Here is a 21,617-nt window from a genome sequence, read left to right as displayed (position 1 = left end):
CGCTGTTTCGCCTCCTTAGCGCGGTTCGACCCAGCCGATCGACCCGTCGTGGCGGCGATAGACCATATTGTGTTCGCCGCTACCCGCATTCTTGAACAGCAGGCCGTTGGCATTCTGCAGGTCGAGCATCATCACCGCGTCGGCCACGCTGCATTCGGGAATGATCGCCCTGGTCTCCGCGATCACGGGCGGGCTGTCGGCGGTCACTTCTTCGTCATTGTCGGGTTCGGGGGCGGCGAGGATGGTGTAGGCCGCCTCGGCTTCGCGAACCGCATGATCGGCCTGTTCGTGGCGATCCTTGATCCTCCGCTTGTAGCGGCGCAGCTGCTTCTCGATCTTGCCCACCGCGGCATCGAAAGCCTGGTGAACGTCGTGTGCCTCGGCGTGCCCCTTGAGGATCAGGCCCTGCATGACATGCGTGACGATGTCGGAGGTGAAGGCGCCGCCGGGACCCTTGCCGAAGGTCACGTGCGAGGAAATCGCCCTGTTGAAATACTTTTCGACGATGGAGTTCAACCGATCGCCGACATGCTCCTGAAGCGCTGCACCGGTGTCGATCTGGTGGCCGGAAACACGAATATCCATCTTGGCGTTTTCTCCTTCTACCGTCCCCCGTGCGATCCCAACTCGCCAGCCCGCCGGTCGGTTTCCGATCGGACCCTGATCATCCCCACAGGGGATTCTCTATCGCAGTCATGAATTCGCGGTGGCGCGCCAGTTCCGCCGGGCTCGCCCGATGCGGGCGGGGCTCGCGGCGCGGGCCCGCAGGCGCCGGGCGCACGACCTGCTCCAGCCGGACCGGGCCCGCCTCGGCGGCCGCCACCTCGGCAGCGAGTTCGAGGCCGATCTGGCGACCGCCCTTGAGCTCCACATAGACCTGCGCAAGCAGCTCGGCATCGAGCAGCGCGCCATGCTTCACGCGGTGGCTGCGATCGATCCCGTAGCGCGTGCACAACGCATCGAGCGAAAGCTTGGCACCCGGATGGCGTTTGCGCGCCAGCGCGACGGTATCGACCATGCGGCTGGTGCAGACCTGATCGAGCGCGCACAGCGCCAGTTCGGCGTTGAGGAAGCCGAAGTCGAAGCCGGCATTGTGCGCGATCAGCGGGGCATCGCCGATGAAATCGAGCAGTTCCGCAGCATGCTCGCGAAACAGCGGCTTGTCCGAGAGGAAGGCGGCAGAGAGGCCGTGCACCGCCTCGGCGCCCGCGGGCATATCGCGCTCGGGGTTGAAATAGGCGTGGTAGTAGGCACCGGTCGGAACGAGATTGACCAGCTCGATGCAGCCGATTTCGACCATCCGGTCCCCCGTCTTGGGGTCTAGTCCGGTGGTTTCGGTATCAAACACGATTTCGCGCATCGAGTCTTCTATCGGCCTCGTATCGCCAGATTACAAGAGGGTTACAGTGACGGGCGGGTGCGGCTCGCGGCGCGCAATTCGGCCACCAACGCCAGCACCGCATCCTCGGTCCGTGCCAGCGTCGTCCCCGTATCGACGACATGGTCGGCGCGGGCGCGTTTCTCGCTGTCGGGCGTCTGCAGCGCGAGGATATGGGCGAATTTGTCCTCGGTCATGCCCGGGCGGGCAAGCACGCGCTTGCGCTGTGCCTCGGCAGGGGCGGAGACCACGACGACCCGGTCGACCGCCGCCGCGCCGCCCTTCTCGAACAGCAACGGGATGTCGAACACCACCACCGGAGCGCGCGCATGCTCGATCAGGAATGCCTCGCGCTTGCGTGCGACAGCAGGGTGAACGATCGCCTCGAGCCGGGCGAGCTGTTCGGGATCGCCGAACACCAGCGCGCCGAGCCGGTCGCGCGACACGCCGCCTTCATCGGTGCTGCCCGGGAAAGCGGATTCGATCGCGGGCACCAGTTCGCCCTCGGGGCCCTGCATCGCGCGCACTTCGGAATCGGCATCGAACACCGGCACTCCCGCTGCCTCGAACATCGCCGCGACGGTCGATTTGCCCATCCCGATGGAACCGGTGAGGCCGACGATCAGCGGGCGGCTCATGCAACGAGCCTTTCCCGCAGTTCGGCATCATATTCGCGCGGCGGCTCGACCCCGAAAAAGTGGGCGAAGGCCGCCGCCGCCTGACCGATCAGCATGGAGAGTCCGTCGATGGTCTCGAAACCGGCCGCCCGCGCGTTCTCGAGGAACTCGGTCTCGACCGGATCGGTGACGATATCATAGGCGATCGATCCAGGCGGCGCATGGCTCCAGTCGAAAGCGAGAGGCGGCTGCCCGCGCATGCCGAGCGGGGATGCATTGACGACGAGGTCGCAACATCCCTCACGGTCGTCGAAGGCGAAATCCGTGGCATCGGAAAAGTGATCGAGCGGGGCCACATGATGGTCGCCCTCGGGATCGAGCTCGTCGAGCAGAGCGCGCGCCTTGTCCGGATTGCGCCCCGCGAGCACGAGCGTGAAGCCCTCTTTCGCGAGGCCGACCACGATAGCACGCGCCGCGCCGCCGGTGCCGAGAACCCGCGCCATACGGAAATAGTGCCGGTCGCGAAGGCGCTCGCCGAGCGGTTCGAGGAAACCCGCCATATCGGTGTTGCGTCCGACCAGGTTCCCGTCGGGTGCTTTGACGACTGTGTTCACCGCGCCGACGCGTTTCGCCAGCGGCTCGAGCCGGTCGAGGAGCGGCATCACCGCCTGTTTGTGCGGCATGGTCACATTACAACCGCGCCACGCCACATCCTCGCGCCGCGAGGCGAGATATTCTTCGAGTGCGGGCCCTTCGACATGGGTCGCACGATACTGGGCATCGAGTCCGAGCTTCTCGATCCAGAATCCGTGTATCGCGGGCGACTTCGACTGGGCGATCGGATCGCCGATAACTTCGGCGTAAACGGTCACGAGAGCAGGGCACCTTCCTCGCGCAAGGCCTCGAGCACCTGCAGCAACGGCATGCCGAGTACTGTGAACTGGTCGCCCATGACGCTCTCGAACAAATGCACGCCGGGACCCTCGATGCGGAACACGCCGACGCAGTGCGAAACGGCGGGCCACTCGGCCGCGAGATAGGCGGCGATGAAATCCTCGCTCAGCGTCCGCACCCGCAGGCGCGCGAAGTCCGATCCGATCCAGGTGATCTGTCCGCCGCGCGCCAGCGCCGCGGCGCTGTGCAGGGTCATGACCTGTCCCGAGAAGAAGCGCAGGTGTTCGGCCGCTTCTTCGCGACTGCCCGGCTTGTCGAAGCGCCGGCCTGCCACCTCGACCAGCGAATCCGAACCGAGGACGAGGGCATCGCGACGCAAGGCCGAAACCGCTGCCGCCTTGGCGGCGGCGAGCGCCTGCGCGATCTCGCCGGGCTCGGCATCGTCCATCTCGGCCTCGATGGCGCGTTCGTCCACACCGGCGCCAATTGCTTCAAAGGCGATCCCCGCGGCTTCGAGCATGGCCTTGCGCGAACCACTGTTCGAGGCGAGCAGGATTCCGCTTCCCGTCAGATCGGTCATATCGGCTTGGCTCCCTGGCGCGTGCCACGCGCTTCGCGTTCGTTGTAGAGACGGATCACGGCGGCGGCGGTCTCCTCGATCGAACGGCGGGTGACGTCGATCACCGGCCAGCCGTTGTCGGCGAACATCCGCCGCGCGAACTTGACCTCGTCCTTCACACGCTCGTTGTCGACATAGTGCGTTTCGCGCTCCTCATTGAGCGTCAGCAGCCGGTTGCGGCGGATCTGGACCAGCCGCTCGGGTGCGGTGGTGAGGCCGACCACCATCGCGCGTTCGAGTTCGAACAGCTTGGGCGGGGGCGGGCTTTCGACCACCAAGGGGATATTGGCGACCTTGTAGCCGCGGTTGGCAAGATAGATGCTGGTCGGCGTCTTCGAACTGCGCGAAACGCCGGCGAGCACGATGTCCGCCTCGTCCCAGTTCTCCCACCCGACCCCGTCGTCATGCGCGATGGTGAACTGGATCGCCTCGACCCGCGCGAAATAGGCCTGGTCCATGGCGTGTTGGCGCCCGGGTCGGCCATGCGCTTCCTGTCCCAACGCCTTTTCGAGCGCCTCGGTAACCCGGTCGAGGATCGGCACCGCCGGCAGGCCGAGCTGGGTGCAGGCTTCCTCGAGCCGCTCGCGCGTTTCGGGATTGACCAGCGTGAACAGCACCAGGCCGGGATTGGCCTTGAGTTCGGGAAGGATCCGTTCGAGATGCTGGCGGCTGCGCACCATCGGCCAGAAATGGCGCACGACATCGGCATCCTCGAACTGCGCGAGCGCCGCCTTGGCGAGCATCTCGAGCGTTTCGCCGGTGGAGTCGGACAAGAGGTGGAGATGGACGCGGTTGGAGATTTCGAGGTCCTGCGGCCTGTGGAGAACGCGAGGCATAAACCACGGGAAAAAGCTGGCGACAAGTTCGGGAAGGAAAAGCCTCCCCGATGCGAGTCCTTCACGGGCCGATTCCCGCACAGCAAATGCGATTTATGCGCAGGGGTGGGGACAGCGAGGATAAGTTTGACTCGACTCATGCACGCTGGCGAGTCGCAATCGGGCCTCGACCCTTTGCAGCGCGGGAGAAATCGGGCAGGGCCCGGTTATCCCTGAAATCCACAGGGCCAACAGACTCCTTCAACCCTTATATAAATATCATTATTTATTGGATTGGACTCCTCGATGCCCGGTCTCCTCCTCGATACGCTCAACGGCAAACGCGGTGATCGCGTGCCTCTCTGGCTCATGCGCCAGGCCGGTCGCTACCTGCCCGAGTATCGCGCGCTGCGGGAAGAGAAGGGCGGGTTTCTCGCCATGGCCTACGACAGCGAAGCGGCCTGCGAGATCACGCTGCAGCCGATCGAGCGTTTCGGCTTCGACGGGGCGATCCTGTTCTCGGACATTCTCATCGTCCCGCATGCGATGGGGCAGCATCTCGAATTCCTCGCGGGTGAAGGGCCCAGGCTCTCGCCGCCGCTGGTCGACGCGGAGCTCGGTGGTCTCACGCCCGACCGTTCGCGTTACGAGCCGATCTACGAGACGGTCAGGCTGTGCCGCCAGCGGCTGGGCGCGGACACGACCATGCTCGGCTTTGCCGGCAGCCCATGGACGGTCGCTACCTACATGGTGGCGGGCGAGGGCAGCCGCGATCAGCACGAGGCTCGCGCGATGGCCTATCGCGATCCTGCGAAGCTCGATGCGATCCTCGACCGGATCGTTGCAGAGACTATCGAATATCTCTCGGGCCAGATCGAAGCTGGTGCCGAGGCGGTGCAATTGTTCGACAGCTGGGCGGGCAGCCTGGCGCCCGACGAATTCGAGCGGCTGGTGATCGCACCCAATGCGCGGATCGTCGCGGCGCTGCGTGAGAGGCACCCCGATACGCCGGTCATTGGCTTTCCGAAGGGGGCAGGCGAAAAGCTTCCCGGCTATGCGCGCGAGACGGGGGTGCAGGCGGTCGGAGTCGACGAGACGATCGAGCCGCTCTGGGCCGCGCGCGAACTTCCCGCAGGGATGCCCGTACAGGGGAATTTCGATCCGCTTCTGCTGCTGGCGGGTAGCGATCGGCTCGAGCGCCGGGCCCGTTTCATCCTCGAAGCCTTCGCCGACCGTCCGCATGTCTTCAATCTCGGTCACGGCATCGACCGCCGCACGCCGATCGAGCATGTCGAACGACTGATCGCGGTCGTCCGCGCTTTCGAGGGGTGACGCGGGCATGTGCGATCCCTACATGATGGCGCGATGCAGGATGTCCTCGCGATGACCTATTACTGGATCAAGGCCGGCCACATCATCTTCATGGTGTTCTGGATGGCGGGCCTGTTCATGCTCCCGCGCCAGATGATCTACCTCCATGCAGCGGCACCCGATTCCGAGGAAGCGGCGCTATGGGCGAAGCGGATGGGTCTGCTGCGCAAGGTCATCCTCACCCCCAGCGTGATCGTGGTCTGGGTTCTGGGCCTGCTGCTGGCGCAATCGATCGGTGCATGGAGCCAGGGGTGGTTCCACGCCAAATTGGCCATTGTGGTGGCTCTGACGGCATTCCACGGCATCATGGTCGCCCGATCGAAGAAAATGGCCGCCGGCGAACGACCGATGACCGAGAAGCAGCTGCGGATCTGGGGCGAGTTCCCGGGGATCGCGCTGGCGATCATCGTGGTGCTGGTCGTCGTCAAACCCTTCTGACGCGCGCCACGCCGAATACGGTGCTCGTAGCCGCCGGGAAAGCACACGTCGCTTTGTCAATTGACGCCCCATCTGCGCGGGCGTAACTGCACACCATCTACCGGCTACGGGCTTCGTTTCGCACGAGGCCGGGTCCGCTTTCTCCAAGCCCTTACCGACCCGCCGGCCATCCAAACCCGAATACCGAGTAAAACATATGCATCTCAAGGATTTGAAAGCAAAGACCCCAGCGGATCTGGTCGCGATGGCCGAAGAGCTGGGAGTCGAGGGCGCCTCGACCATGCGCCGCCAGGACCTGATGTTCTGCATCCTGCGCGAACTGGCCGAGGACGAGGAATACGAAGAAAAGATCATGGGCATCGGCACCATCGAGGTGCTGCAGGACGGCTTCGGCTTCCTGCGCAGCCCCGAGGCGAACTATCTCGCCGGTCCGGACGATATCTACGTCTCGCCCAACCAGGTCCGCAAATGGGGCCTGCGCACCGGCGATACGGTCGAGGGCGAAATCCGCGCGCCGCAGGAAGGCGAGCGCTATTTCGCGCTGACGACGCTCTACAAGGTCAATTTCGACGACCCGGATGCCGTTCGTCACCGCACCAATTTCGACAACCTCACGCCGCTCTATCCGGAGCAGAAGCTCAATCTCGACACGCTCGATCCGACGGTGAAGGACAAGAGCGCGCGGGTGATCGACATCATCTCGCCGCAGGGCAAGGGCCAGCGCGCGCTGATCGTCGCCCCGCCGCGCACGGGCAAGACGGTGCTGCTGCAGAACATCGCCAAGGCGATTACGGACAACCATCCGGAAGTCTTCCTGCTGGTGCTGCTCGTCGACGAGCGCCCCGAGGAAGTCACCGACATGCAGCGCAGCGTGAAGGGTGAGGTGATTTCCTCGACCTTCGACGAGCCGGCCAACCGCCACGTCCAGGTCGCCGAAATGGTGATCGAGAAAGCCAAGCGCCTCGTCGAGCACAAGCACGACGTCGTCATTCTGCTCGATTCGATCACGCGTCTCGGCCGCGCCTACAACACCGTGGTCCCGAGCTCGGGCAAGGTGCTGACCGGCGGTGTCGACGCCAACGCCCTCCAGCGGCCCAAGCGCTTTTTCGGCGCTGCGCGCAATATCGAGGAAGGCGGTTCGCTCTCGATCATCGCCACCGCGCTGATCGATACCGGCAGCCGCATGGACGAGGTCATCTTCGAAGAGTTCAAGGGCACGGGTAACAGCGAAATCGTGCTCGACCGCAAGGTCGCCGACAAGCGAATCTTCCCCGCGCTCGACGTGGGCAAGAGCGGCACCCGCAAGGAAGAGCTGCTGGTCGAGAAGGACAAGCTCTCCAAGATGTGGGTCCTGCGCCGTATCCTCATGCAGATGGGCACGGTCGACGCGATGGAATTCCTCCTCGACAAGATGAAGGATTCCAAGACCAACGAGGACTTCTTCGCAACGATGAACCAGTAAGCGTTCGCTCATGCCTTGCGCTTTTGCGAGACGAGGCTTTCCCGTCGAAGAAAGGCGCAAGGTCTAGCGATGCATCGAATTCTCTACCGATCGGTGGCCTCCGACGATTTCCGTTCGGACGATCTGTTCAAGGTGATCGAGGTTTCGGCCCGGAACAATCCCGAACGCGATGTCACCGGTTTCCTGCTCTACAAGGCGTGCCGATTCCTGCAGTTCATCGAGGGCCCGCAACAGAATCTCGGGCAGCTATTGAGTCAACTCGCTAAGGATCCGCGGCACCACGATGTCGAGGTGCTCGTGGACACTCCGGCATCTCGGCGATGTTTTCCCAAATGGCGCATGCAGCGCATCGGTTCGAACGACCAGGCAATTGCCGAGCTCACCGAGGCGATGCGCGCGGCAGGGCTGGAAGAAAAGTTCGTCGCGGAGATCGGGCGGTTCCTGCAAGCCTAACGGACCGCCGGGCGCTGCCTATTGCTGCGACTTGAGCTGCGCGGCCATCTGCTCCCACACCTTGTTCACCGCCTTCAGCGGGCGCACCATCACCTTGAAATCGACGATCATGCCGTCCGCGTCGAAGCGGATCAGGTCGATGCCGTTGACGTGGATGCCGTCCATCTCGGTAGTGAATTCGAGCATGGCATTCTCGCCGTCGACCAGCTCGCGGACGTATTCGAAACTGTCATTGCCCAGAGTCTGTCCCGCAGCCGAGAGATAAGCGACCACGATCGCGCGGCCCCGTTGTGGCGTATGGACCACCGGTGAGTGGAACACCGCGTTTGCATGGATGATGGCGGCAAGCGCTTCGGGCGAGGAACCGCCTTCGATCACCTCGTGCCAGCGTTTCAGCCCTAGTTCTGCCGACATGTCGCTTCTCCGAACGTAGCCGCCTGTGCGGCGCTCCAATCGGCAGCATATGGCGTCGATCCGGGATCGTCGAGCAGCTGGTTCGGTTCGAGGAAGCCGTAGATCTGGTCGATGCTCGCCGCGCGAGCGGAATCGAGCCGTTCCGAGATATGGCACGGTTCGATCTGCCACGGATTGTCGAGCCCCATCGCGACCACCATTTCCCGCAGCGAGTGGAGCGTGTGACGCTGGAAGCGAGCGACGCGCTCGGCCTTGTCGCCGACGACCAGGCCGCGCTGGCGCGTCGAATCCTGCGTCGCGATGCCGGTGGGGCAAGCATCGGTATGGCACTTCATCGATTGGACACAGCCCAGCGCGAACATCATCGCCCGGGCCGCATTGCACCAGTCGGCACCAAGCCCGAGGTTCATCGCCATGCCGGCGCCCGAATGGACCATGCCGGCCGCCGCGAGCTTGACCTCGTCCTTGAGACCCGTGCCGACGAGAGCGTTGCGGACGATGATCAGGCCTTCGCGCAGCGGCATGCCGACGCGGTTGGAGAATTCGACCGGCGCGGCACCGGTCCCGCCCTCGGCGCCGTCGACGACGATGTAATCGAGCCTGATGCCCGTTTCGCGCATGGCCTTCATGATCGCGAAGACCTCGTGCGGCTTGCCGACGCAGAGCTTGATGCCGACGGGCTTGCCGCCCGACAGGTCGCGCAGCCTGGCTGCCCATTCGAGCAGGCCCACGGGGGTCGAGAAGGTCGAGTGGGCGGCCGGGCTGATGCAGTCCTTGCCCACGGGTACACCGCGCGCCTCGGCGATCTCTTCGGTCACCTTCGCGGCGGGCAGGACTCCGCCGTGGCCGGGCTTGGCGCCCTGGCTGAGCTTGATCTCGACCATCTTGACCTGGTCGGTCTGCGCCGTGTCGGCGAAGCGCGCCGGGTCGAAATGGCCCTCATCATCTCGGCAACCGAAATAGCCGCTGCCGATTTCCCAGACGAGGTCGCCGCCGTGCGAGCGGTGATAGCGCGACAGGCCGCCTTCGCCTGTATCGTGATAGAAATTGCCCGCCGCCGCGCCCTTGTTGAGCGCCATGATCGCATTGGCCGACAGCGAACCGAAGCTCATCGCCGATATGTTGAGCAGCGAAGCGGAATAGGGGCGGGCGCATTGCGGGCCCCCGACATCGACCCGCCATTCGGCTTCGGCCTTCTCGTTCGGGACGATGGAATGGGCAAGCCATTGATATTCATCGGAATAGACGTCAAGCTCGGTACCGAAGGGGTGCGCATCGAGCTGTCCCTTGGCGCGTGCATAGACCAGCGATCGCTGGTCGTGATTGAACGGCCGTCCCTCGAGATCGCCCTCCACGAAATAGGCCCGCGCATAGGGCCGCAGATCCTCCATGATCCAGCGGATATGCGCCAGCAGAGGGTAGTTGCGCCACAGCGTGTGGCGCCGCTGGAGCAAGTCGTAAACCGCAAGGATCAGCAGCGGGACGGTGAGGAACAGGCCTCCGTTGAGGCGCTCGACGCTGGCGAAGACCCCGGTCAGGAGCAGGACAGACATCGTGGGCCCGAAGCGCATCAGCAGCTCCGAGGATCCGCGAATCCTTGCGAAATTGCGCATCAGCCGAGGTGTTCGGCGAAGAACTCGGCCGTGCGCTTGTCGGCCAACTGCGCCGCCTCCTCCGCCCGACGCTTGCCGAATTCGGTGGCGAAACCGTGGTCGAGGCCTTCGTAATCGTGGAGTGTCAGCTTGGGATGGTCGTCGAGGCCTTCGTGCATGGCTTTCTGAGTGTCTTTGTCGACGAAGCCATCCTCGGTCGGGATATGCAGCATCAGCGGGTGCGCGATGGCATGTTTCTCGCCCAGCAGGCCGTCGATGCCGACGCCGTAATAGCCGACGCTGGCGTTCACGTCGGTGCGCGCCGCGGTCATGTAGGCGAGCCGCCCGCCGAGGCAGTAGCCGACGCAGCCCACCTTGGGCACGCTCTCGGTGTTGCGGATGTAATGGATCGTGGCTTCGATGTCGCGGATGCCCTGATCCTGGTTGAACTTGCCCATCAGATCGAGCGCGCGCTGGAATTCGGGCTCGACATCGGGATCGAGCTCCACCCCCGGTTCGAGTCGCCAGAACAGGTCCGGCGCCACCGCGAGGTACCCGTCCTCGGCGAGCCGGTCGCACTTGCGCCTGATGCCGGCGTTGACTCCGAATATTTCCTGGATGACCACGATTGCGGCGCGCGGGTTGCCGGCCGGTCGGGCGACATAGGCGGTGAAGCTCTCGTTGCCCGAGAGGGTTTCGATGGTGACGGTCTCGCTCATGATGGGGTCCCTCGCTGCGATTGGTGTCTTACGCTTGCATGACGCGTGATGCGGACCCAAATAGGGCCTTGCAAGAGGTAACGGAGAAAGCGCGATGAAGGTCCATATCGAAATCGACTGCACGCCCGAAGAGGCGCGGACCTTCATGGGGCTGCCCGATGTCGGCAAGGCCAACGACATCTATGTCGACATGATGTCGAAGGCGATGAAGGGCGTCAGCAACACCGACCAGCTGCAGGAATATGCCAAGCAGCTCGCGCCGATGGGGCAGGCGGGCTTCAAGCTGTTCCAGAGCTTCATGGAGGGCGCGAACAACGCGCGCGGCGGTTCGAAGCCCAAAACCGACGACGACTAGGATCGCCCAGGCGCGATGAACGAGACGATCTATGCCCTGTCGAGCGGGGCGCCGCCGGCTGCGATCGGAGTAATCCGGATAAGTGGGCCGCGCGCGGGCGAGGCGCTGGCACAGCTTTGCAACACGATCCCGCCGCCGCGCTCGCCGCGCCTCCGGTTGCTGCGCGATGGTGATAGCGAGATGCTCGACCGCGCGCTGGTGCTGTGGTTTCCGGGGCCGGCGACGGCGACGGGCGAGGATCTGGCCGAACTGCATTGTCACGGGGGCAGGGCGGTCGTTGCCGCCGTCCTCGCTGCGCTGGGCGCTGTCGAGGGATTGCGCGAGGCCGAGCCCGGCGAATTCACCCGCCGCGCATTCGCCAATGGCCGGATCGACCTTGCCGAGGCCGAGGGCCTGGCCGATCTGCTTTCAGCTGAAACCGAATTGCAGCGCCGCGGCGCGATGATGGCCGCGGGCGGCGAATTGTCGCGTCGCATCGAGGAATGGCGGGACCGCCTGCTGGGTTTCGCCGCAGCCATCGAGGCGGTGATCGACTTCGCCGACGAGGACGATGTCGCCAGCCTGCCTGCAGAGTTTGGAAGTGAGTTGGGCGCGCTCGCCGACGAAATCCGTGGCATCGCGGATCGTCCTGCGACCGAACGGCTGCGCGATGGGATCAGGGTGGTGCTGGCCGGGCCGCCCAACGCGGGAAAATCGTCGCTGTTCAACGCCTTGCTCGCCGATGACGCGGCGATCGTCGCCGCAGAGGCGGGGACGACGCGCGATGTCCTGGAGCGACCCGTGGCTATCGGTGGCATACCCTTCGTCCTCGTCGATACGGCGGGCATGCGCGAGGAGGGCGCGGGCGCCATCGAGGCCATCGGTATCGAGCGCGCCCGGCGCGCGGTTGAGGGCGGGGAGATCGTTCTTTGGCTCGGCGATGCGGCGGAGAGGCCGGATGGGGCGGTGCTCGTTCGCTCGAAGTCCGATGTGGGCGGGCCTTCCGGGCGCGCCGACCTGGAAGTTTCAGCCGTAACCGGTTCGGGGCTCGAGAATTTGACGCATTTGCTCGTGGAGCGAGGACGTGCGGCTTTGCCTCCGGTCGATCGCCTTGCGTTCAATCGGCGGCAACGCGAATGGGCACTGACGGCAGCGGCACATATCGAAGCCGTCGAGCCCGCTGGCAACCTCCTGCTTGCGGCGGAAGATCTGCGTAGCGCTCGCCGCGCGCTTGACCGTCTGGTCGGGCGCGATTCGACCGAGGAAATGCTCGACGCGCTGTTCGGGCGCTTCTGCATCGGCAAGTGATGTTTCACGTGAAACATGCGGGCTTTGACGCGAATCCCTGCGCGAGCTAAGGCGCGCATCCCATGCACTCATTCGATGTCCTGATTGTCGGCGGCGGCCATGCCGGGGTCGAAGCGGCCTGCGCGGCGGCCCGGATGGGTGCGCGCACGGGGCTCGTGACGCTCGACATCGACAAGGTCGGCGCGATGAGCTGCAACCCCGCCATCGGCGGCCTGGGCAAGGGCCATCTGGTGCGCGAGGTCGACGCGCTCGACGGCGTGATGGCCCGCGCCGCCGATGCGGCGGCGATCCACTATCGGATGCTCAACCGCTCGAAGGGGAGCGCGGTCTGGGGCCCGCGAGTTCAGGCCGACCGGCGCCTCTTCCATGCAGCCGTGCAGAAGCTGGTCGCTGCGCGGCCGGGTCTCGAGCTGGTTGCGGGCGAAGTGGCGGCGTTGCGCATGAAGGGGGGCAGGGTCGCCGGCATCGAAATGGCGGACGGGACGGCGCTCGCTTCGAGAGCGGTGGTACTCTGTACCGGAACGTTTCTCGGTGGAGTGCTCTTCCGCGGCGAAGAACGTTTCGAAGGGGGCAGGATCGGCGAGGGGGCCGCACATCGCCTGGCGCAGCAATTGCGCGCGGCCGACTTGCCGATGGGGAGGCTCAAGACGGGTACGCCTCCGCGCCTCGACGGGCGGACGATCGACTGGGCGGCACTGGAGGAACAACCTTCCGATGCCGAGGCGTGGACCATGTCCTCGCTGACGAGGGGCAGAGCAAATCCACAGGTCTTCTGCGCGATCACGCGCACCAACGCGCGCGCGCACGACATCATCCGCGCCAATCTGGATCGTTCACCGCTGTTCTCGGGGGCGATCGGCGCTTCGGGGCCGCGCTATTGCCCGTCGATCGAGGACAAGATCCATCGCTTCGGCGATCGGGAAGGGCACCAGGTTTTTCTCGAGCCCGAGGGGCTCGATACCGCGTTGGTCTATCCCAACGGGATCTCCACCTCGCTGCCCGCCGACGTGCAGCTCGCGATGCTGCGGGAGATGGACGGCCTCGGCGAGGTCGAGATGGTTGTCCCCGGATATGCGGTCGAATACGATCATATCGACCCGCGCGCCCTGGGCTCCTCGCTCGAGCTCCATGCCATGCCCGGCCTCTACTGCGCCGGACAGATCAATGGCACGACGGGCTACGAAGAGGCTGCAGCGCAAGGTCTGGTAGCAGGTATGCATGCGGCCGCTTCGGTTCTCGACATCGAGCCCGCCGCGCTCGACAGGGCCAATTCCTATATTGCGGTCATGCTCGACGATCTGACGCTGCAGGGGATTACCGAGCCTTATCGCATGCTGACCTCGCGTGCCGAATATCGCTTGCGGCTCCGCGCGAGCAATGCCGATACCCGGCTTACCCCGCTGGGCATGGCCTGCGGTCTCGTCGGACGTGAGCGTGCGGAATGGTACGAGAAGCGCGAAGAACGACGCGCGCAATACGAGGAGCAGCTCACCAACCCCATTCACGCCAGGGAACTCGTCGCGGCAGGGTTTCACGTGAAACAGGATGCCGGCCCCCGTCCGGCGGTGGACTGGCTCGCGGGAGGGCATGCAGACCTCTCCGAGCTATCGCCCTGGCTGGAGGATGTCGATCCGTCCGATCCTCTCGCTATCGAGCTCGCGGAAGATGCCTTCTATGCGCCCTATCTTGCCCGTCAGCAGGCCGAACTCGCCGATCTGCGCACAAACGAGGCGCAGACGCTCGCACCCGACTTTCCCTTCGCGGACGTACCAGGCCTATCGAATGAGATGATCGAACGCCTGTCGCTGGCGCGTCCCGAATCACTTGCCGCAGCCGGACGAGTCCGGGGGATCACACCGGCCGCGCTCGCGGCCCTGCTGGTCCATGCGCGCAAGCGGGATCGCGCCGCGTGATCGGATCGGAGGAACAGGCAAGGGCCTATGTCGGGAGCCTGTGCGACGAGGCGGCCATCGACCGTCTATCCTTGCTCGTCGGAGACCTGGTCGAAGAAAACCTGCAGCAGAACCTCGTCGCGAAGGCGACGCTGGAGATGGTATGGCAGCGGCACATCGCCGACTCGGCGCAGCTTCTCGCGCTGAGTTCTCCTGCGGAGGGTGCCTGGCTCGACCTCGGGAGCGGCGCTGGCTTTCCCGGCTTGGTGATTGCGGCGATGCGTCCCGAGGCGCGCGTTGTTCTCGTGGAGTCCCGCAAGCGGCGTGTGGAGTGGCTCAATCGCGCCTTGGCACGGATGCACCTCGCCAATTGCCGGGTCGAAGGGCGGCGTCTCGAGCAAGTCGAGAGCTTCGATGCGGGGACGATTTCCGCGCGCGCCTTCGCTCCGCTGGACCGTTTGCTCAGCTTATCCGCACGCTTCTCCACAAGCACCACCTCCTGGGTGTTGCCCAAGGGGCGGTCGGCAGAGCAAGAAGTGCAGGGGTTGTCCCGCGCCGGTCAGGCTATGTTTCACGTGGAACAATCTTTGACCGATCCAGAAGCGGGCATCGTCGTCGGCCGCGGGCAGTGGAGCGAAAAGTCATGATAACCATCGCAATCGCCAATCAGAAGGGCGGAGTCGGCAAGACCACCACCGCCATCAACATCGCGACGGCCATGGCGGCGACCGGCTGGAAGACGCTGCTGATCGACCTCGACCCTCAGGGCAATGCCTCTACCGGCTTGGGAATTCCGAGTGCGGCGCGCGAGAATACGAGCTATGATCTCCTTCTCGATCAGGCCACGCTCGCCGAATGCGCGCAGGAAACCGAAATTCCCGGGCTCGACATCGTCCCCGCGACGCAGGATCTTTCCGGAGCGGAGGTCGAGCTGGTTTCGGTCGAGGACCGCACCGCGCGGCTGACGAAGGCGCTGTCTGCCCGGGCGCGCGGCAGTTTCGCCGCTTACGATGCCTGTTTCATCGATTGCCCGCCCTCGCTCGGCCTGTTGACGCTCAATGCGCTCTGCGCGGCCGATACGCTGATGGTCCCCCTGCAGTGCGAATTCTTCGCCCTTGAGGGGCTGAGCCAATTGTTGCAGACCGTCGAACGCGTCCAGCAGGGCTTCAATTCCGATCTCGGTATCGTCGGCGTGGTGCTGACCATGTTCGACCGCCGCAACCGGTTGACCGACCAGGTCGCCGACGACGTGCGCGATTGCCTCGGCAATCTGGTGTTCGAGAACGTCATTCCGCGCAATGTACGCCTGTCGGAGGCACCGAGCCACGGAATGCCGGCGCTGGTCTACGACCACAATTGTCCGGGAAGCCGGGCCTATATCGGGCTGGCGCGCGAACTGATCGGGCGGCTGCCCGAAAAGAGGAAGGCGGCATGAGCGATAATACCGCGAATACGGGAGCACGACCGATCGATCGCAAGAAAAAGCTGGGGAAGGGCCTGGGTGCCCTGCTGGGCGAAACCCGGCGTGAGGAGCCGCTGGTCCGGGCCGGACAGGCGGCCAGTTCCGGCGGAGCAGCCGCATCGGCTGGCGCGGCAGCGGGTTCGGCTCCGCTCGAAGGGCTCGCATCGATCCCGGTTGCCGACATCGAACCGCTTCCGGGTCAGCCTCGCTCGCGCTTCGACGAGGAGAGCCTCGATGCGCTCGCCTCGTCGATCGCCTCACGTGGAGTCATCCAGCCCATCATCGTCACCCCGCTCGGCCGCGGCCGATACCGCCTCGTCGCGGGCGAACGCCGCTGGCGGGCGGCGCAGAAGGCGCGGCTGCATGAAATTCCCGCCCTGGTGCGCGATCTCGATCAGCGCGAGGTGATGGCGCTGGCGCTGATCGAAAACCTCCAGCGCGAAGACCTGAATCCCGTCGAAGAGGCGCGGGCCTATCACAAGCTCGCCGAGGATGAGGGAATGACACAGGCCGAGATCGCCCGGCTGGTCGACAAGTCGCGCAGCCATGTGGCCAATTTCCAGCGGCTTCTGGCACTGCCCGATACCGTTCTTGCGCTGCTCGCCGATGGGTCGCTGTCGATGGGCCACGCCCGCGCGCTGGTCGGGCGCGAGGAAGCGGTCGATCTCGCGCGCCGCGCCGTTGGCGAGGGCCTCTCGGTGCGCGAAATGGAAGCGTTGACGCGCAAGCCGCGCAGCACGGCTCCGGGCAAAGGCAATTCGCCCGCGGCAGCCCAGGGCGAGGACAATGCCGATATCGCAGCCGTGCAGGGTCACCTCGAGGAATTCCTCGGCATGCCGGTGAAGATCACCACCGAAAGCACGCCCAACACCGGCAGCGTTACCATCCGCTACCGGACACTCGATCAATTAGACCTTATTTGCCAACGGCTTACGGGTGGGGACATCTAAACCGCTCCGTGGCCATTCGAGCGGCCCCGCTTGGCGGAGCACCGCGCGATAGCGTCTACCGCGGCATCGCCACCGTTACCGGCACGAGCATGTACTGCCCGGGTTGGCTGTATTGCACCCGGCCCGCGCTGGCGTTGGCCTGCTGCATATAGTCGTCGAGATAGGCCTCGCACTGGCCGTAGCTGTCTGTCCGCCGATCCTTGCGATCATCGATAGCGTCGCCCACGGCCATTCCCGCCAGCGCCCCGGCTCCCGCGCCAATCAGCGTGCCGGCAGTGCGGTTGCCGCGTCCCGCAACGCGGTTGCCAATGACGCCTCCGGCGGCCGCCCCGACCAGCGCCCCGATCACTTGCCCGCGATCGCTGTCGCTTTGATAGGTATCGAGCCGTGAACGGCACTGTTCGAGCCAGGAATTGCGATCGAAAGCGACCAGCTGCGCCCCGGCGGGCAGGTAGAGTTGGGTCGAGACCTGGCCCGGCTGGTAGCCGTAGCCGTATTCCACCGGTTGCACCGGCTGGGCCTGCTGCGCTGGCGCATCGCGATAGATCACCCGCGAGGCGCCGGCGGTGGGCTGCGCATAGGTCACCGGGGCCGGATAGGCATAGAGCACCTGCGGCGGCTGCTGGACATAGACGTAGGTCGGCTGCGCCTGCGCTGCCGTTGCGACCGGTGCCGCATTGCGCGCCGGAATGGTCCGCGCTGCGGGCAAGGGCACAGCCGGGTCGGCGGCCGGCATCGCACTTTGCGGCGCCGATGGGTCGATCGACTGGATCGTCGGAGATTCGACGAAGACCACGGCGGGCGCTTCGGCGTTGGGTACGGTTTCGGTCACGACATCGTCGTCGAGCTCGGCCTTGGGCTGGGCATATTCGTACTGGCCGGTCTCGTAGGACAGCGTGCTCTGCGCCAGCGCCACGCCAGGAAGCACGGCGAGGCCGGAAGCGGAAAGGACGAGGGCGGTACGAACGAACATGACACGGGCTCCTTCAGGCGACTCGGCCCACGACCGACCCACTGTGGTTACCGCGATGTTAGCATTCCCCGGCGCAAGCGCAAAAGCGCAGCCCGTGTTGTGCCGCTATGGGGCAGGCGGGATCAGATCCGCTCCGCCAGCAGGGCGGCCAGCGCCTCGATTCCCGTGGCATCTTCTTCATCGAAACGCGCCGCCAGCGGGCTGTCGAGGTCGATCACGGCGACCACCGCGCCTTCGCGGCTGACGGGCACCACCAGTTCCGAATTTGTCACCGCATCGCAGGCGATATGGCCCGGGAAGGCGTGGACGTCCTCGACCAGCTGGGTCTTGCCTTCGGACGCCGCCACGCCGCAGACCCCCTTGCCCAGCGGGATGCGGATGCAGGCCGGCCGGCCCACGAAGGGCCCCAGCACCAGTTCGCCGTCGATCACCCGGTAGAAACCCGCCCAGTTGAGATCGGGCAGGAAATCGCCCAGCAGCGCGGCGACATTGGCCATATTGGCTACGCCATCGGGCTCACCCGCGGTGAGCGCGTCGGCCGCGTCCACCAGCTGGCGATAGGCCTCGGGCTTGGGCGTTTCGGCATCGGGGCGAAAATCGAACATGTCGCGCGATGTAGCGCGCGCAATCCCGGCTGCAACCCCCATTGCCCGATCAGGCACGCTCGCTTATTCCCCGCGCCATGGGTATCCTCAAGAAGCTGGGCATCGCGCTCCTCGTCATCCTGCTGGTCGTCCTCGTCGCAGGCTATTTCTTCACCCGGGGCGACACGGCCGACGTTCCCTTCGACGAAACGGTCGGAACCGATCCGAAGCTCGACGAGCCGGCGGCGGAAGGCTTCCCCACCGTGGCGATCGCCGAACCGATCGGCTGGGGGGAGAAGGAGGTCCCGGTCGCGGCCGAGGGGCTCGCCGTCTCCCGCTTCGCCCAAGGCCTCGACCATCCGCGTACGCTGCAGGCGCTGCCCAATGGCGACGTGCTGGTCTCACTCACGCGCGCGCCCTCGCTCGGGAGCGGCGAGAGCAAGGGGCTGCGCGGCATCATCGAAGGCTTCCTCTTCCGCAAGGCGGGCGCCGGCGGTGAGAGCCCCAACCAGATCGTTCTGCTGCGCGATGCCGATGGCGACGGGGTGGCAGAAGGGCGTTTCGTTCTGCGCGACGACCTCGATACGCCCTCGGGCCTCGCATGGGGCGACAACACGCTCTACGTCGCCAATCACGACGAGGTGTTGGCCTTCGACTACGAACTCGGGGCCACCCGCCTTGCCGGGGAGGGGCGGAAGATCGCCGACCTCGCCGAGGGCACCGGCCATTGGATGCGCAATCTCGCGCTGCATCCGGACGGCGACCGGCTCTATGCCGCGGTCGGCTCCAAGACCAATATCGGCGACGACGGAATGGAGATCGAGGAAGGTCGCGCATTGATCTGGGAGATCAATCTCGAGACAGGTCGCCAGCGCGTCTTCGGCGCCGGCTTGCGCAATCCCAACGGGCTCGATTTCAGTCCCTGGTCGGGCGAGCTGTGGACCACGGTGAACGAGCGCGACATGCTCGGCTCGGACCTCGTGCCCGATTATCTCACCAATGTTCCCGTCGGCTCGAATTACGGCTGGCCGTGGGTCTATTACGGCGACAATTACGATCGCCGGGTGAAATATCCGATCCCGCAGTTCATCAATTATGTCCGCACGCCCGAATATGCGCTCGGTCCGCACGTCGCCGCGCTCGGCCTCGTATTCAGCACCGAAGGCGCGAAGATGGGGCCGAAATTCGCCAACGGTGCCTTCATCGCGCGGCACGGCTCGTGGAATCGCAAGCCGCCGTCGGGCTACGACGTGGTCTACGTCGCCTTCGACGAGCGCGGCAACCCGACGGGCAAGCCGGTTCCCGTCCTGTCGGGCTTCCTCGCGGATGGCGGGAAGACGCATGGGCGGCCGACCTGGGTCGAATGGGGCGGCGACGGCTCGCTGCTGGTATCCGACGATACCGCCGGGATCATCTGGCGGGTCTTCGCTCCCGGCGCCGAAGGGCAGAAGGGCATCGCGCGCGTGACGGGCGATCGCCTGCCGCCCCAGCGCGAGCTGAACGGGATGGAGGCGAGTTTCGGCAAGGACGACTATGCGCGGCGCGTAACCGCCGAATAGCTCAGCCCGCGAGCTGGTCGGGCGACAGCGCGTAGAGCGCTGCGGCACCGGCCGTGGCCGAGGCCTTCAGACCCGCCGCTTCGGGTACGATACGGTCGAGGAAGAAGCGCACTGTGGCCGCCTTTCCGGCGGCCAGGGCCGGTGCTTCTGCGTTCTCGACGGCGCGCAATTGGTTCAATAGCTGCCAGCCCGCGACGGCCACCGCCATCATGGTGCAGAAGGGGACCGACCCGGCGAGCCGATCGTCGAGACTCGCCTCCTCGCGCATCCACCGGGCGACCGCTTCGCAATCGGCGGCGAGCGCGGCAAGTGCCGGCTCCTGCGCCGCATCGCGCGCGATATCGGAAATCAGGGCGCTCAGCGCCTCGCCGCCATCGAGCCCCAGCTTGCGCGTGACGAGATCGGCGGCCTGGATGCCGTTGGTGCCCTCGTAGATCGGGGCGATGCGCGAATCGCGCCAATGCTGCGCGGCGCCGGTTTCCTCGATGAAGCCCATGCCGCCATGGATTTGCACGCCGAGGCTGGCGACCTCGATTCCGATATCGGTGCCCCAGGCCTTGATCAGCGGAGTGAGCACTTCACCGCGCGCGCCGGCGGCTTCGTCGCCCAGCGTCCCGCGATCGACCTGGCCGGCCGTGTAGTAGAGCAGCGCGCGGGCGGCTTCGGTCAGCGCCTTCATCCGCAGCAGCATGCGCCGCACGTCGGGATGCTCGACGATCGCCACCGGGGACTTGTCGGGCGATCCGGCGCGCGCCGACTGTACGCGTTCGCGGGCATAGGCGAGCGCCTGTTGCGTCGCGCGCTCGCCGATCTGCACACCCTGGTTGCCGACGTTGATGCGCGCATTGTTCATCATCGTGAACATCGCCATCAGACCGCGGTTCTCCGCGCCGACCAGCTCGCCGATGCATTCGTCATTGTCGCCGTAGCTCATCACGCAGGTAGGCGAGGCGTTGATGCCGAGCTTGTGCTCGATGCTGACGCAGCGCAGGTCGTTGTGCGGGCCGAGCGAGCCGTCGTCCTTCACATGATACTTGGGGACGATGAAGAGCGAGATGCCACGGCTTCCCTCCGGCGCGTCGGGCAGGCGCGCGAGGACGAGATGGACGATGTTCTCGGCCAGCTCGTGTTCGCCCCAGGTGATGTATATCTTCTGGCCCTTGATCCGGTACTTGCCCGCATGGTCGCCCTCGGTGATCGGCTGCGCCGTGGTACGCAGCGCGCCGACGTCGGAACCAGCCTGCGATTCGGTGAGGTTCATCGTCCCCGACCATTCGCCGCTGACGAGCTTGGGCAGGTATTTCTCCTGCAGTTCCCTCGACCCGTGATGCTCGAGCGATTCGATCGCCCCGACGCTCAGCATCGGCAGCAGGTTGAAGGCCATGTTCGCCGTGCCGAGGTTCTCGAGCACATTGCACGAGAGCGTGAAGGGCAGTCCCTGGCCGCCGAATTCGACAAGACCCGAAATCGCATTCCAGCCTTGCTCGACATAATGCGCATAGGCCTCGGCGAAGCCCTCGGGCAGGCGCACCGCGCCGTTCTCGAGCCTGGCGCCCTCGAGGTCGCCGATGCGGTTGAGCGGAGCCCATTCGCCCGCGGCGAATTCGCCGATCCCGCCGACGATGGCCTCGACCATGTCGGGCTCGGCGGCGGCGAATCTCTCGGCATGCGCCAGCTCCTCGATCCCGGCATTGACGCGGATGGCGAGCAGCTGGTCCTGGGTGGCGGGGGTGTAGGTCACGTGTAATCCTCTTGGCTTTGCCTGCCCGCAGATATAGCGCGC

The 21,617-nt window shown here is 65.4% G+C and carries 23 protein-coding genes; 11 read left to right on the top strand and 12 right to left on the bottom strand.

The window, feature by feature from the left end:
* Positions 1–15 precede the first annotated feature (15 nt).
* From hpf to ACN4E0_RS04325, 6 genes are all read right to left on the bottom strand, one after another.
* Positions 16–585: a ribosome hibernation-promoting factor, HPF/YfiA family gene (gene hpf, locus ACN4E0_RS04350; RefSeq protein ID WP_419565966.1), complete on the bottom strand. Its 570-nt coding sequence runs from the start codon at positions 583–585 to the stop codon at positions 16–18.
* A gap of 79 nt (positions 586–664) precedes the next feature.
* Positions 665–1,360, bottom strand: coding sequence for a DNA polymerase III subunit epsilon (dnaQ, locus tag ACN4E0_RS04345; RefSeq protein WP_419565964.1), 696 nt, complete (start codon positions 1,358–1,360; stop codon positions 665–667).
* Between the two features lie 41 nt (positions 1,361–1,401).
* Positions 1,402–2,016, bottom strand: a complete 615-nt coding sequence (gene coaE, locus ACN4E0_RS04340; RefSeq protein WP_419565962.1) for a dephospho-CoA kinase — start codon at positions 2,014–2,016, stop codon at positions 1,402–1,404.
* On the bottom strand, positions 2,013–2,867 hold the full coding sequence (locus tag ACN4E0_RS04335) for a shikimate dehydrogenase family protein (RefSeq protein ID WP_419565960.1): 855 nt from the start codon (positions 2,865–2,867) through the stop codon (positions 2,013–2,015). Before ACN4E0_RS04335 ends, coaE begins: the two co-directional genes overlap by 4 nt.
* Complete coding sequence (locus tag ACN4E0_RS04330) at positions 2,864–3,469, bottom strand: Maf family protein (protein WP_419565957.1); 606 nt, start codon at positions 3,467–3,469, stop codon at positions 2,864–2,866. The genes ACN4E0_RS04335 and ACN4E0_RS04330 overlap by 4 nt, the downstream gene beginning before the upstream one ends.
* Positions 3,466–4,344: a pyruvate, water dikinase regulatory protein gene (locus ACN4E0_RS04325; protein ID WP_419565956.1), complete on the bottom strand. Its 879-nt coding sequence runs from the start codon at positions 4,342–4,344 to the stop codon at positions 3,466–3,468. Before ACN4E0_RS04325 ends, ACN4E0_RS04330 begins: the two co-directional genes overlap by 4 nt.
* Positions 4,345–4,629: 285 nt before the next feature.
* Here ACN4E0_RS04325 and hemE point away from each other — a divergent pair, with 285 nt between their 5' ends.
* The 4 genes from hemE (at position 4,630) to ACN4E0_RS04305 (ending at position 8,047) form a co-directional block, all read left to right on the top strand.
* Positions 4,630–5,655 carry a uroporphyrinogen decarboxylase gene (hemE, locus tag ACN4E0_RS04320; RefSeq protein ID WP_419565954.1) on the top strand — a complete coding sequence of 342 codons (1,026 nt, stop codon included), beginning with the start codon at positions 4,630–4,632 and terminating at the stop codon, positions 5,653–5,655.
* 33 nt (positions 5,656–5,688) lie between these two features.
* Positions 5,689–6,132, top strand: coding sequence for a CopD family protein (locus tag ACN4E0_RS04315; protein ID WP_419565952.1), 444 nt, complete (start codon positions 5,689–5,691; stop codon positions 6,130–6,132).
* A gap of 196 nt (positions 6,133–6,328) precedes the next feature.
* Positions 6,329–7,594: a transcription termination factor Rho gene (rho, locus tag ACN4E0_RS04310; protein WP_221602346.1), complete on the top strand. Its 1,266-nt coding sequence runs from the start codon at positions 6,329–6,331 to the stop codon at positions 7,592–7,594.
* A 69-nt stretch (positions 7,595–7,663) separates the two neighbouring features.
* Positions 7,664–8,047 carry a BLUF domain-containing protein gene (locus ACN4E0_RS04305; RefSeq protein WP_419565950.1) on the top strand — a complete coding sequence of 128 codons (384 nt, stop codon included), beginning with the start codon at positions 7,664–7,666 and terminating at the stop codon, positions 8,045–8,047.
* An 18-nt stretch (positions 8,048–8,065) separates the two neighbouring features.
* On the opposite strand, the gene ACN4E0_RS04300 is transcribed toward ACN4E0_RS04305, so the two are convergent.
* From ACN4E0_RS04300 to ACN4E0_RS04290, 3 genes are read right to left on the bottom strand one after another with little or no spacing between them, the layout of a single operon-like run.
* Positions 8,066–8,461 carry a nuclear transport factor 2 family protein gene (locus ACN4E0_RS04300; protein WP_419565949.1) on the bottom strand — a complete coding sequence of 132 codons (396 nt, stop codon included), beginning with the start codon at positions 8,459–8,461 and terminating at the stop codon, positions 8,066–8,068.
* The gene (locus tag ACN4E0_RS04295) at positions 8,446–10,014 is read right to left on the bottom strand and encodes an FMN-binding glutamate synthase family protein (RefSeq protein ID WP_419565947.1); all 1,569 of its coding nucleotides are present in this window, start codon (positions 10,012–10,014) and stop codon (positions 8,446–8,448) included. The genes ACN4E0_RS04300 and ACN4E0_RS04295 overlap by 16 nt, the downstream gene beginning before the upstream one ends.
* Before the next feature lie 59 nt (positions 10,015–10,073).
* Positions 10,074–10,772, bottom strand: coding sequence for a dienelactone hydrolase family protein (locus ACN4E0_RS04290; RefSeq protein WP_419565945.1), 699 nt, complete (start codon positions 10,770–10,772; stop codon positions 10,074–10,076).
* Positions 10,773–10,866: 94 nt separating this feature from the next.
* On the opposite strand from ACN4E0_RS04290, the gene ACN4E0_RS04285 reads away from it, so the two are divergent.
* The 6 genes from ACN4E0_RS04285 to ACN4E0_RS04260 all read left to right on the top strand — a co-directional run bounded on the left by ACN4E0_RS04285 (position 10,867) and on the right by ACN4E0_RS04260 (position 16,718).
* Positions 10,867–11,127, top strand: a complete 261-nt coding sequence (locus tag ACN4E0_RS04285; protein ID WP_419565943.1) for a DUF6489 family protein — start codon at positions 10,867–10,869, stop codon at positions 11,125–11,127.
* Between the two features lie 15 nt (positions 11,128–11,142).
* Positions 11,143–12,414 carry a tRNA uridine-5-carboxymethylaminomethyl(34) synthesis GTPase MnmE gene (gene mnmE / locus ACN4E0_RS04280; RefSeq protein WP_419565941.1) on the top strand — a complete coding sequence of 424 codons (1,272 nt, stop codon included), beginning with the start codon at positions 11,143–11,145 and terminating at the stop codon, positions 12,412–12,414.
* Between the two features lie 62 nt (positions 12,415–12,476).
* On the top strand, positions 12,477–14,327 hold the full coding sequence (gene mnmG, locus ACN4E0_RS04275; RefSeq protein ID WP_419565939.1) for a tRNA uridine-5-carboxymethylaminomethyl(34) synthesis enzyme MnmG: 1,851 nt from the start codon (positions 12,477–12,479) through the stop codon (positions 14,325–14,327).
* A complete protein-coding gene (rsmG, locus tag ACN4E0_RS04270; RefSeq protein WP_419565937.1) occupies positions 14,324–14,953 on the top strand; it encodes a 16S rRNA (guanine(527)-N(7))-methyltransferase RsmG in 630 nt (209 codons plus the stop codon). Before mnmG ends, rsmG begins: the two co-directional genes overlap by 4 nt.
* A complete protein-coding gene (locus ACN4E0_RS04265; protein WP_419565935.1) occupies positions 14,950–15,741 on the top strand; it encodes a ParA family protein in 792 nt (263 codons plus the stop codon). The genes rsmG and ACN4E0_RS04265 overlap by 4 nt, the downstream gene beginning before the upstream one ends.
* Positions 15,738–16,718 (top strand): ParB/RepB/Spo0J family partition protein, encoded by a 981-nt coding sequence (locus ACN4E0_RS04260; RefSeq protein WP_419565933.1) that lies wholly within the window; start codon positions 15,738–15,740, stop codon positions 16,716–16,718. The genes ACN4E0_RS04265 and ACN4E0_RS04260 overlap by 4 nt, the downstream gene beginning before the upstream one ends.
* Positions 16,719–16,773: 55 nt before the next feature.
* Here ACN4E0_RS04260 and ACN4E0_RS04255 read toward each other — a convergent pair whose 3' ends face one another.
* A complete protein-coding gene (locus tag ACN4E0_RS04255; protein WP_419565932.1) occupies positions 16,774–17,691 on the bottom strand; it encodes a glycine zipper 2TM domain-containing protein in 918 nt (305 codons plus the stop codon).
* Positions 17,692–17,813: 122 nt separating this feature from the next.
* Positions 17,814–18,296, bottom strand: a complete 483-nt coding sequence (locus tag ACN4E0_RS04250) for a GAF domain-containing protein (protein ID WP_419565929.1) — start codon at positions 18,294–18,296, stop codon at positions 17,814–17,816.
* Positions 18,297–18,373: 77 nt separating this feature from the next.
* Between ACN4E0_RS04250 and ACN4E0_RS04245 the strand changes: the two genes are divergently transcribed.
* Complete coding sequence (locus ACN4E0_RS04245) at positions 18,374–19,834, top strand: PQQ-dependent sugar dehydrogenase (protein ID WP_419565926.1); 1,461 nt, start codon at positions 18,374–18,376, stop codon at positions 19,832–19,834.
* 1 nt (position 19,835) lies between these two features.
* Here ACN4E0_RS04245 and ACN4E0_RS04240 read toward each other — a convergent pair whose 3' ends face one another.
* Positions 19,836–21,575, bottom strand: coding sequence for an acyl-CoA dehydrogenase (locus tag ACN4E0_RS04240; protein ID WP_419565923.1), 1,740 nt, complete (start codon positions 21,573–21,575; stop codon positions 19,836–19,838).
* Between the last annotated feature and the right edge of the window lie 42 nt (positions 21,576–21,617).

The sequence above is a fragment of the Qipengyuania sp. genome, assembly GCF_048550555.1.
In the GTDB taxonomy this organism is placed as follows: Bacteria; Pseudomonadota; Alphaproteobacteria; order Sphingomonadales; family Sphingomonadaceae; genus Qipengyuania.
Note: the sequence above shows the minus strand (reverse complement) of the source record. Positions and strands in the feature narration are given on the sequence as shown.

Bases quoted from the DNA above. Each gene is read 5' to 3' on its own strand.
- ACN4E0_RS04305 (WP_419565950.1), top strand. From the start codon at position 7,664: ATGCATCGAATTCTCTACCGATCGGTGGCCTCCGACGATTTCCGTTCG.
- mnmE (WP_419565941.1), top strand. From the start codon at position 11,143: ATGAACGAGACGATCTATGCCCTGTCGAGCGGGGCGCCGCCGGCTGCG.
- ACN4E0_RS04265 (WP_419565935.1), top strand. From the start codon at position 14,950: ATGATAACCATCGCAATCGCCAATCAGAAGGGCGGAGTCGGCAAGACC.
- ACN4E0_RS04255 (WP_419565932.1), bottom strand. From the start codon at position 17,691: ATGTTCGTTCGTACCGCCCTCGTCCTTTCCGCTTCCGGCCTCGCCGTG.
- mnmG (WP_419565939.1), top strand. From the start codon at position 12,477: ATGCACTCATTCGATGTCCTGATTGTCGGCGGCGGCCATGCCGGGGTC.
- hpf (WP_419565966.1), bottom strand. From the start codon at position 585: ATGGATATTCGTGTTTCCGGCCACCAGATCGACACCGGTGCAGCGCTT.
- ACN4E0_RS04285 (WP_419565943.1), top strand. From the start codon at position 10,867: ATGAAGGTCCATATCGAAATCGACTGCACGCCCGAAGAGGCGCGGACC.
- ACN4E0_RS04290 (WP_419565945.1), bottom strand. From the start codon at position 10,772: ATGAGCGAGACCGTCACCATCGAAACCCTCTCGGGCAACGAGAGCTTC.
- ACN4E0_RS04245 (WP_419565926.1), top strand. From the start codon at position 18,374: ATGGGTATCCTCAAGAAGCTGGGCATCGCGCTCCTCGTCATCCTGCTG.
- rho (WP_221602346.1), top strand. From the start codon at position 6,329: ATGCATCTCAAGGATTTGAAAGCAAAGACCCCAGCGGATCTGGTCGCG.
- ACN4E0_RS04300 (WP_419565949.1), bottom strand. From the start codon at position 8,461: ATGTCGGCAGAACTAGGGCTGAAACGCTGGCACGAGGTGATCGAAGGC.
- hemE (WP_419565954.1), top strand. From the start codon at position 4,630: ATGCCCGGTCTCCTCCTCGATACGCTCAACGGCAAACGCGGTGATCGC.
- ACN4E0_RS04315 (WP_419565952.1), top strand. From the start codon at position 5,689: ATGCAGGATGTCCTCGCGATGACCTATTACTGGATCAAGGCCGGCCAC.
- ACN4E0_RS04325 (WP_419565956.1), bottom strand. From the start codon at position 4,344: ATGCCTCGCGTTCTCCACAGGCCGCAGGACCTCGAAATCTCCAACCGC.
- ACN4E0_RS04260 (WP_419565933.1), top strand. From the start codon at position 15,738: ATGAGCGATAATACCGCGAATACGGGAGCACGACCGATCGATCGCAAG.
- ACN4E0_RS04330 (WP_419565957.1), bottom strand. From the start codon at position 3,469: ATGACCGATCTGACGGGAAGCGGAATCCTGCTCGCCTCGAACAGTGGT.
- ACN4E0_RS04295 (WP_419565947.1), bottom strand. From the start codon at position 10,014: ATGTCTGTCCTGCTCCTGACCGGGGTCTTCGCCAGCGTCGAGCGCCTC.
- dnaQ (WP_419565964.1), bottom strand. From the start codon at position 1,360: ATGCGCGAAATCGTGTTTGATACCGAAACCACCGGACTAGACCCCAAG.
- ACN4E0_RS04250 (WP_419565929.1), bottom strand. From the start codon at position 18,296: ATGTTCGATTTTCGCCCCGATGCCGAAACGCCCAAGCCCGAGGCCTAT.
- coaE (WP_419565962.1), bottom strand. From the start codon at position 2,016: ATGAGCCGCCCGCTGATCGTCGGCCTCACCGGTTCCATCGGGATGGGC.